Here is a 7,564-nt window from a genome sequence, read left to right on the forward strand (position 1 = left end):
GCTTGCCGAGCAGGGCCAGGACCGCCGGGACGATGGCCATGCGGACGATGAACGCGTCGAAGAAGACGGCGATGGCGAGGCCGAAGCCGATCATCTTGACCATCGACTCGCTGGAGCCGATGAAGCCGGAGAAGACGGCGATCATGATGACGGCGGCGGCGGTGACGACGCGGGCACCGTGCTTGAAGCCCGTCACGACCGCCTGGCTGGGGCTCTCGCCGTGGACGTACGCCTCGCGCATCCGGGTCACGAGGAACACCTCGTAGTCCATCGCGAGGCCGAAGACGACACCCACCATGAAGATCGGCATCATCGACATGACCGGTCCGGTCTCCTCGACGTTCATCAGGCCGGACAGCCAGCCCCACTGGAAGACCGCGACGACGGCGCCGAGCGCGGCGAGCACCGACAGCAGGAAGCCGAGGGCCGCCTTCAGCGGGACCAGGACCGAGCGGAAGACCACGATGAGCAGGAGGAAGGCCAGGCCGACCACCAGGGCGAGGTACGGCAGGAGCGCGTCGTTCAGCTTCTGCGAGACGTCGATGTTCATCGCCGTCGAGCCGGTGACCAGCACCTGCGAGTCGGTCTCCGCGGCGATGTCCGCGCCCTTGTCGCGGATGGCGTGCACCAGTTCCTCGGTCGTGGCCGAGGACGGCTTGGAGTCGGGGACGACGGTGATCGTCGCGGTGTCACCGGCCTTGTTGGGCGTGGCCGGGGTGACCGTGACGACGTTCTTCAGGCCCTTGATCTCCTCGCCGACCTGGGTGAAGGCGGCCTTGGGGTCGTCGCTGCCCTTGGCGTCGACGACGACCATCAGCGGGCCGTTGAAGCCGGGGCCGAAGCCCTCGGAGAGCAGGTCGTAGGCGCGGCGCTGGGTGGTGGAGACGGGCTGGGAGCCGTCGTCGGGCAGGCCCAGTTCCAGGGAGGCGGCCGGGACCGCCGCCGCGCCGAGACCGAGCACGCCGAGCAGGAGCACGGCGACCGGGCGGCGGACGACGAAGCTCGCCCAGCGGGTGCCCAGGTTGGCGCGGCCGGGGTTCTTCGGCGTACGGCCGCCGCCGAGCAGCTTGCTCTTCTCACCGGCCGGCTTGACCTTGCGGCCGGCGTAGCCGAGCAGCGCCGGGATCATGGTCAGGGCGATGAGGACGGCGATGGCGACCGTGCCGGCCGCCGCGATGCCCATCTTGGTCAGCATCGGGATGTTGACGACGGACAGGCCGACCAGGGCGATGACGACGGTCAGACCGGCGAAGACGACGGCCGAGCCCGCGGTGCCGACGGCACGGCCGGCGGCCTCCTCGCGCTCGCGCCCCTCGGCGAGTTCGGCGCGGTAGCGGGAGACGATGAACAGGGCGTAGTCGATGCCGACGGCGAGGCCGATCATCGTGGCCAGGGTGGAGGTGGTGGAGCCCAGGTCCAGGGCGGACGCGAGCGCGGTGATCGAGGCGACGCCGATGCCGACGCCGATGATCGCGGTCAGCAGCGGCAGCCCGGCGGCGAGCAGGGAGCCGAAGGTGATGACGAGGACGACGGCGGCGATCGCGATGCCGATGATCTCGCTGGAGCCGGTCTCGGGCGTCGCGGTCAGCGCGTCACCGCCGACCTCCACGGTCAGCCCGGCGTCCCGCGCCTGCTGCGCGGCCTCCTTCAGGGCGTCCCGGGAGGAGTCCTCCAGCTCCATGCCGGAGACCTTGTACTTCACCGAGGCGTAGGCGATGGTGCCGTTCCGGCTGACGGCGTGTCCGGTGTAGGGGTCGGCGACGGAGGCGACCTCGGAGCCGCTTCCCAGCTCCTCGACGGTCTTCTCGACGGCTCGCTTGTTGGCGGCGTCCGTCATCTTCTCGCCCTGCGGGGCCTTGAAGACGACCCGGGCGGTGGCGCCGTCGGCGCTCATCCCGGGGAAGCGCTGTTCCAGCAGGTCGAAGGCCTTCTGGGCCTCCGTACCGGGGATGGAGAAGGACGTGTTGCCGGCTGTCGGCGCGGAGGCGGCGCCCACCCCGGCGAGGGTGAGCAGCGCGACCCATATGAGGGCGACGAAGTGCCGTCGCCGGAAGGCGAGCCGGCCGAGTTTGTAGAGGAACGTGGCCACGGAGGCGTACTCCCGGTCAGGTCGTGGGTTCAGCTGGGCAGGGGCGATCAGCCCGACGACGTGAGCGGTGACGTCAGGTGGTGGGCTTGCTGGGGAGAGGGTTCAGCGCGTGGTGACGCCGAGGGCGGGGAGGACCACGGCGTCGATGTACGAGGTGAGGAAGGCCCGGGTGGGCGGCTGGTCGTCCAGCAGCGCGCGGGTGGCGAAGCCGCCGACCATCATGTGCAGCAGGAAGTCGATCGCCGGGCAGTCCGGGCGGACCTCGCCCCGGTCGATCGCGCGTTGCAGCACCTGACGGAAGCCGCCCATCTCGGGGTCGACGAGCTGCGCCCGGAACGCCTCGCGCAGATCGTCGTTGTGGTGCATCGCCATGGCGACGCCCCGCATCAGCGCCGAGTTCCGCTCCATGGTGCAGTCGTCCTCCAGCGCCACGAGGGCGTGCAGGTCGCCGCGGAGGGAGCCGGTGTCGATGTCCTCCACATGGCCCCGCTTGCTGTGCCGCAGCGCCATCACGACCAGCTGGGCCTTGCCGCCCCACTGGCGGTAGAGGGTGGCCTTGCTGGACCGGGTGCGGGCGGCCACGGCGTCCATGGTGAGGGCGTCGTAGCCGACCTCGCGGAGCAGGGCGAGGACGGCCTCGTACAGCTCGGCCTCGCGTTCGGGCGTGATCCGGCTGCGACGCTGCGCCGCGACGGCTTCGGTCATGCCGGTCTCCTTCCCGCTCCGGGGCCTTCTTCTTCGTACATCCCCGAAGATACCCCGCGAGTCTGCGAAACGAAACGGTTTCGTACGTGTCCTGCCTCACGAAGGTGAAGGACGCATAAGTTGCTGGGCCCCCGCGAGCGGAAAAGCATGGGGAGGTGAGCTATCTCCGCCTTCCCCACCTCAGCGGCGACCTGCTGTGCTTCGTCGCCGAGGACGACCTCTGGCTGGCCCCCCTCGACACCCCCGGCCGCGCCTGGCGGCTCACCGCGGACCGCACCAAGGCCGGGCACCCGCGCTTCTCGCCCGACGGCCGCCGGATCGCCTACACGACCTGGCGCAGCCTCGTCCCCGAGATCCACCTCGTCGACGTCGACGGCGGTCCCGCGCGGCAGCTGACGTACTGGGGCAGCGCCGACACCCAGGTGTGCGGCTGGACCCCGGACGGCGACATCCTCGCCGTGGCCTCCCACGGCCAGCCCTTCTCCCACTTCACCTGGGCCTACAAGGTGCACCCCGACGGCGACCCGGGCGGCCGGCTGCCCTGGGGTCCGGTCGCCGACATCCAGGTCGCCGACGTGGCCGGCGAGCACAAGACCCTCCTGCTCACCGGCACCCCGCCCCATGAACCGGCGTCCTGGAAGCGGTACCGCGGCGGCGCCATGGGCCGGCTGTGGCTGCACGGGCAGCGCCTGCTGCCCGACCTCGAAGGCCATCTGGCCTGCCCCCTGTTCGTCGCCGGCCGGATCGCCTTCCTCTCCGACCACGAGGGCGTCGGCAACCTCTACTCCTGCGCCCACGACGGCACCGACCTGCGCCGCCACACCGACCACGACGCCTTCTACGCCCGGCACGCCGCCGGCGACGGCGAGCGCGTGGTCTACCAGTGCGCGGGCGACCTGTGGCTGGTGGACGACTTCTCCCCGGGCGGCGTACCGCGCAAGCTCGACATCCGGCTCGCCGGGCCGCGCACCGGCCGCCGCCGCTACCAGGTGCCGGCCGCGCAGAACATCGACGGCATCTCCGTGGACGAGACCGGCCGGGCCAGCGCGGTCGTCGTGCGCGGCAGCCTGTACTGGCTCACCCACCGCGACGGCCCGGCCCGTACGATCACCGACACGCCCGGCGTCCGGGTACGGCTGCCGGAGATGCTGGGCTCCACCGGCCAGATCGCCTACGTCACCGACGCCGAGGGCGACGACGCCGTCGAGATCGTCCACCTCCCCCGCGCCACCGGTGGCCGCGCCCCCCGCCGGCCGGCCTCCGGCGACCTGGGCCGGATCCTGGAGATGGCCTCCGACCCCCAGGGCGAACGCCTGGCCGTGGCCTCGCACGACGGACGGCTGCTGCTGATCGACGTGCGGGAGGAGGAAGAGCAGGAGGAGCGGGAACAGCAGGCGGAGGCGGGCGCCGCGGACACGGCGGGGGCGGACGGCCCGCGGGGCACGGTGACCGAGCTGATCCGGTCCGTCAACGGCCCGGTCCGCGACCTCGCCTTCTCCCCGGACGGCTCCTGGCTCGCCTGGTCGCACCCCGGCATCGGCCGCACCCTGCGCCAGATCAAGCTGGCCCGCATCAAGGACCGGCTGATCGTGGACGTCACCAACGGCCGCTTCGAGGACGAGAACCCGGTCTTCACCCGAGACGGCCGCTACCTCGCCTTCCTCTCCTGGCGCGGCTTCGACCCCGTCTACGACGTGCACACCGGCGACCTGTCCTTCCCGCTCGGCTGCCGCCCGTACCTGGTCCCGCTCTCCTCCGCGACCCCCTCCCCCTTCGCCCTCAACCCCGAGGGCCGCCCGGCCGCCGGCGGACTCGACCCGCTGGAGGACGAGGAGACCGGCGAGGCCGGCGCGGTGACGGTCGAGGTGGAGGGGCTGGCGAACCGGGTCACACCGTTCCCGGTCATCGCCTCCAAGTACTCCGGGCTGTCCCCGGTCGCGGGCGGCGGCCTGGTCTGGCTGCGCTGGCCGATCTCCGGTGCGCTCGGCGAGACCTTCGCCAACCCGGCCGACACCAGCGGACGCCCGACCCTGGAGTACTTCAACATCACCAAGGCGAAGAAGTCCGAACTGGTCGGCCATCTGGACTGGTTCGCGGTGAGCGGCGACGGCACCCGGCTGGTCGTGGTGGACGAGGGCGATCTGCGGGCGGTCCCGTCGACCGAGGTCGGCGACGGCGACACGACCGTCTGGATCGACGTACGCCGCATCCTGCACGAGGCCGACCCGCCCGCCGAGTGGCGCCAGGCGTACGACGAGGCGGGGCGCCTGATCCGGGCGTACTTCTGGGACCCGGGGATGTGCGGCATCGACTGGGACGCGGTGCTCGACCAGTACCGGCCACTGGTCGAACGCGTCGCCTCCCCCGACGAGTTCGCCGACCTGCTGCGCGAGGTCCTCGGCGAGCTGGGCACCTCGCACGCCTACGTCACCGCCGCCCGCCGCAACGAGGGCCCGCCCCACTACCAGCGCTGGCAGGGCCTGCTCGGCGCCAACTTCGTGCGCCGCGACGGCCGCTGGACGGTCAAGCGGATCCTGCCCGGTGACTCCTCCGACTCCAAGGCCCGCTCCCCGCTGGCCGGCACGGGCATCCGCGACGGCGCCGTCCTGACCCACGTCGACGGCCGCCCGGTCGACCCGGTGGCGGGCCCCTACCCGCTCCTGGCCGGCTCGGGCGGTACGACGGTGGAGCTGACGTTCCTCCCGGCGGAGGGCGACACCGCGCACGCCCGGCGGGTCGCCGTCGTGCCGCTCATCGACGAACGGCCGCTGCGCTACCAGGACTGGGTGGCCAAACGGCGGGAGGTGGTCCGCGAGTTGAGCGGCGGCAAGTGCGGCTACCTGCACATCCCGGACATGGGCGGCTCCGGCTGGGCCCAGTTCAACCGCGACCTGCGCATGGAGGTGTCCCGGCCGGCGCTGATCGTGGACGTGCGCGGCAACGCGGGCGGGCACATCAGCGAACTCGTCATCGAGAAGCTGACCCGGACGATCCTGGGCTGGGACCTGACCCGGGACGCGCAACCGGTGTCGTACACCTCCAACGCCCCGCGCGGGCCGGTGGTGGCCCTGGCCGACGAGGCGACGTCCTCCGACGGCGACATGATCACCGCAGCCTTCAAGCTGCTGAAGCTCGGCCCGGTCGTCGGCCAGCGCACCTGGGGCGGAGTCGTCGGCATGACCGGCCGGCACCGGCTCGGCGACGGCACGATCATCACCGTCCCCATGAACGCCGCCTGGTTCGACGCCTACGGCTGGTCCGTCGAGAACCACGGCGTCGCCCCCGACCTGGAGATCCTGCGCACCCCCCTGGACTGGGCCGAGGGCCGCCACGCCCAACTGGCCGACGCGGTCGAACTGGCCCTCACCCTGCTGGAGACCAGCCCCGCGGCCGTCCCCCCGGACTACAGCGAGGTCCCGGACCGCTCCCGCCCGAAACTCCCGCCAAGGACGACGTGAGAGCGACGCACCAGACGCAGGGCACCCTCCCCGGAGGAAGGGCACCCCGCGTCGGTGCGGTCGGAGCCCGGCGCAGCGGCTACGCCTCGTAGTCGCGGTTGACCCGGTCGCCCATCTCCTGCTCCGTGTCCTCGATGTCACGGTAGTTGGGGCGGCCCCGCTCGGCCGGCTGCTGGCCCGGGCGGCCCTGCTGACCGCGCTGGCCGGCCTTCTCGCGGGCCTGGCCGACCTTCTCCTTGGCCTGCTCCTTGGCCTGGCGGGACTTGTCCTGGAACTGGTCCTTCATACCCATGTGGGTTCACTCCCGTGGTGGGTGAGGTGGGGGGTTCGGCCCCTCGGTGGGGCCTCGACCAGATTCACACGGGCGAACACACGCTGCATGTCGATCAGTTACGGTGCGTAGCCCGCGCCGCCTCGTCCGCCGCCCCACCTGCGCCGACGAGCCCGGAGTGCATCCCTTGGAGACGCGGCGCGAACCGCTTCATCTCGCGCTGGCCGACGGTCCCGATGAGCGCCGGCAGGTATCCGCGCACGCCCTGCATGCCGCGCAGCCACCACTGCCCGTACACATGCGCCGAGCGGCGCTCGATCCCGGCGACGATCCGGTCCACCGCGGGCCCCAGCGGGTACGTCTTGTTCGACGGCCAGGGCAGCCGCTGCCGCAGCTCCCGCATGACGTCGTCCTGGTCGGCGCCGCGCACCATGTCGGTGTCGGTCCAGGACAGATACGCGACGCCGACGCGCACGCCCTGGTAGCCGACCTCGGCGCGCAGACTGTGCGCGTACGCCTCCACACCCGACTTGGAGGCGCAGTACGCCGTCATCATCGGCGCCGGCGTGATCGCGGCGAGCGAGGCGACCTGGAGCAGATAGCCGCGGCTCTCGACCAGCACCGGCAGGAAGGCGCGCGCGGTCACCGCCGAACCGATCAGGTTCACCTCGATCACCCGCCGCCAGGCCTGCGGATCGGAGTCGGCGAACGGACCGCCGGTCGCCACACCGGCGTTGGCGACCACGATGTCGACCTTCCCGAACCGCGCCTTCACCTCACGCGCGACCCGGCTCATCGTCTCGTGGTCGGTGACGTCGGCGTACCAGTGGGCGCTGTCGCTGTGCAGCCGCCCGGAGACCTCCTTGAGCGCGTCCTCCTCCAGCCCGACCAGCGCCACCTTCGCCCCGCGCGCGGAGAGTTTGCGCGCCAGCAGCTCGCCGACGCCGCGCGCCGCTCCGGTGACGACGGCGACCTGCCCTTCGAGGCTGACCCTGCTCATGCGCCCTCCTTGATCCGCACGGGGCCGGCCCCCGTGCGGAT

General features: G+C 72.1%; 5 protein-coding genes. 1 reads left to right on the plus strand and 4 read right to left on the minus strand.

Annotated elements, in window-relative coordinates; translation table 11 throughout:
- On the minus strand, window positions 1–2,089 hold a 2,089-nt coding region (locus CCN44_RS23990), incomplete at its 3' end, for an MMPL family transporter (protein WP_086699432.1).
- Window positions 2,090–2,191: 102 nt separating this feature from the next.
- Entirely contained in the window at window positions 2,192–2,794 is a 603-nt protein-coding gene (locus CCN44_RS23995; RefSeq protein ID WP_059250914.1) for a TetR/AcrR family transcriptional regulator, read from the minus strand.
- Window positions 2,795–2,949: 155 nt separating this feature from the next.
- On the opposite strand from CCN44_RS23995, the gene CCN44_RS24000 reads away from it, so the two are divergent.
- Window positions 2,950–6,252, plus strand: a complete 3,303-nt coding sequence (locus tag CCN44_RS24000) for a S41 family peptidase (protein ID WP_086699435.1) — start codon at window positions 2,950–2,952, stop codon at window positions 6,250–6,252.
- Window positions 6,253–6,331: 79 nt separating this feature from the next.
- Here the strand turns inward: CCN44_RS24000 and CCN44_RS24005 are convergent, their stop codons facing one another.
- Together CCN44_RS24005 and CCN44_RS24010 are read right to left on the minus strand one after the other, a co-directional pair.
- A complete protein-coding gene (locus CCN44_RS24005; RefSeq protein WP_086699438.1) occupies window positions 6,332–6,544 on the minus strand; it encodes a hypothetical protein in 213 nt (70 codons plus the stop codon).
- A 94-nt stretch (window positions 6,545–6,638) separates the two neighbouring features.
- On the minus strand, window positions 6,639–7,523 hold the full coding sequence (locus CCN44_RS24010; protein WP_086699440.1) for an SDR family oxidoreductase: 885 nt from the start codon (window positions 7,521–7,523) through the stop codon (window positions 6,639–6,641).
- Window positions 7,524–7,564: the final 41 nt, after the last annotated feature.

Source organism: Streptomyces tricolor, assembly GCF_002155905.1.
GTDB classification, from domain to species: Bacteria; Actinomycetota; Actinomycetes; order Streptomycetales; family Streptomycetaceae; genus Streptomyces; species Streptomyces tricolor.

Coding starts and splice junctions, on each gene's coding strand:
- CCN44_RS23995 (WP_059250914.1), bottom strand. CDS start 2,794: ATGACCGAAGCCGTCGCGGCGCAGCGTCGCAGCCGGATCACGCCCGAA.
- CCN44_RS24005 (WP_086699438.1), bottom strand. CDS start 6,544: ATGGGTATGAAGGACCAGTTCCAGGACAAGTCCCGCCAGGCCAAGGAG.
- CCN44_RS24010 (WP_086699440.1), bottom strand. CDS start 7,523: ATGAGCAGGGTCAGCCTCGAAGGGCAGGTCGCCGTCGTCACCGGAGCG.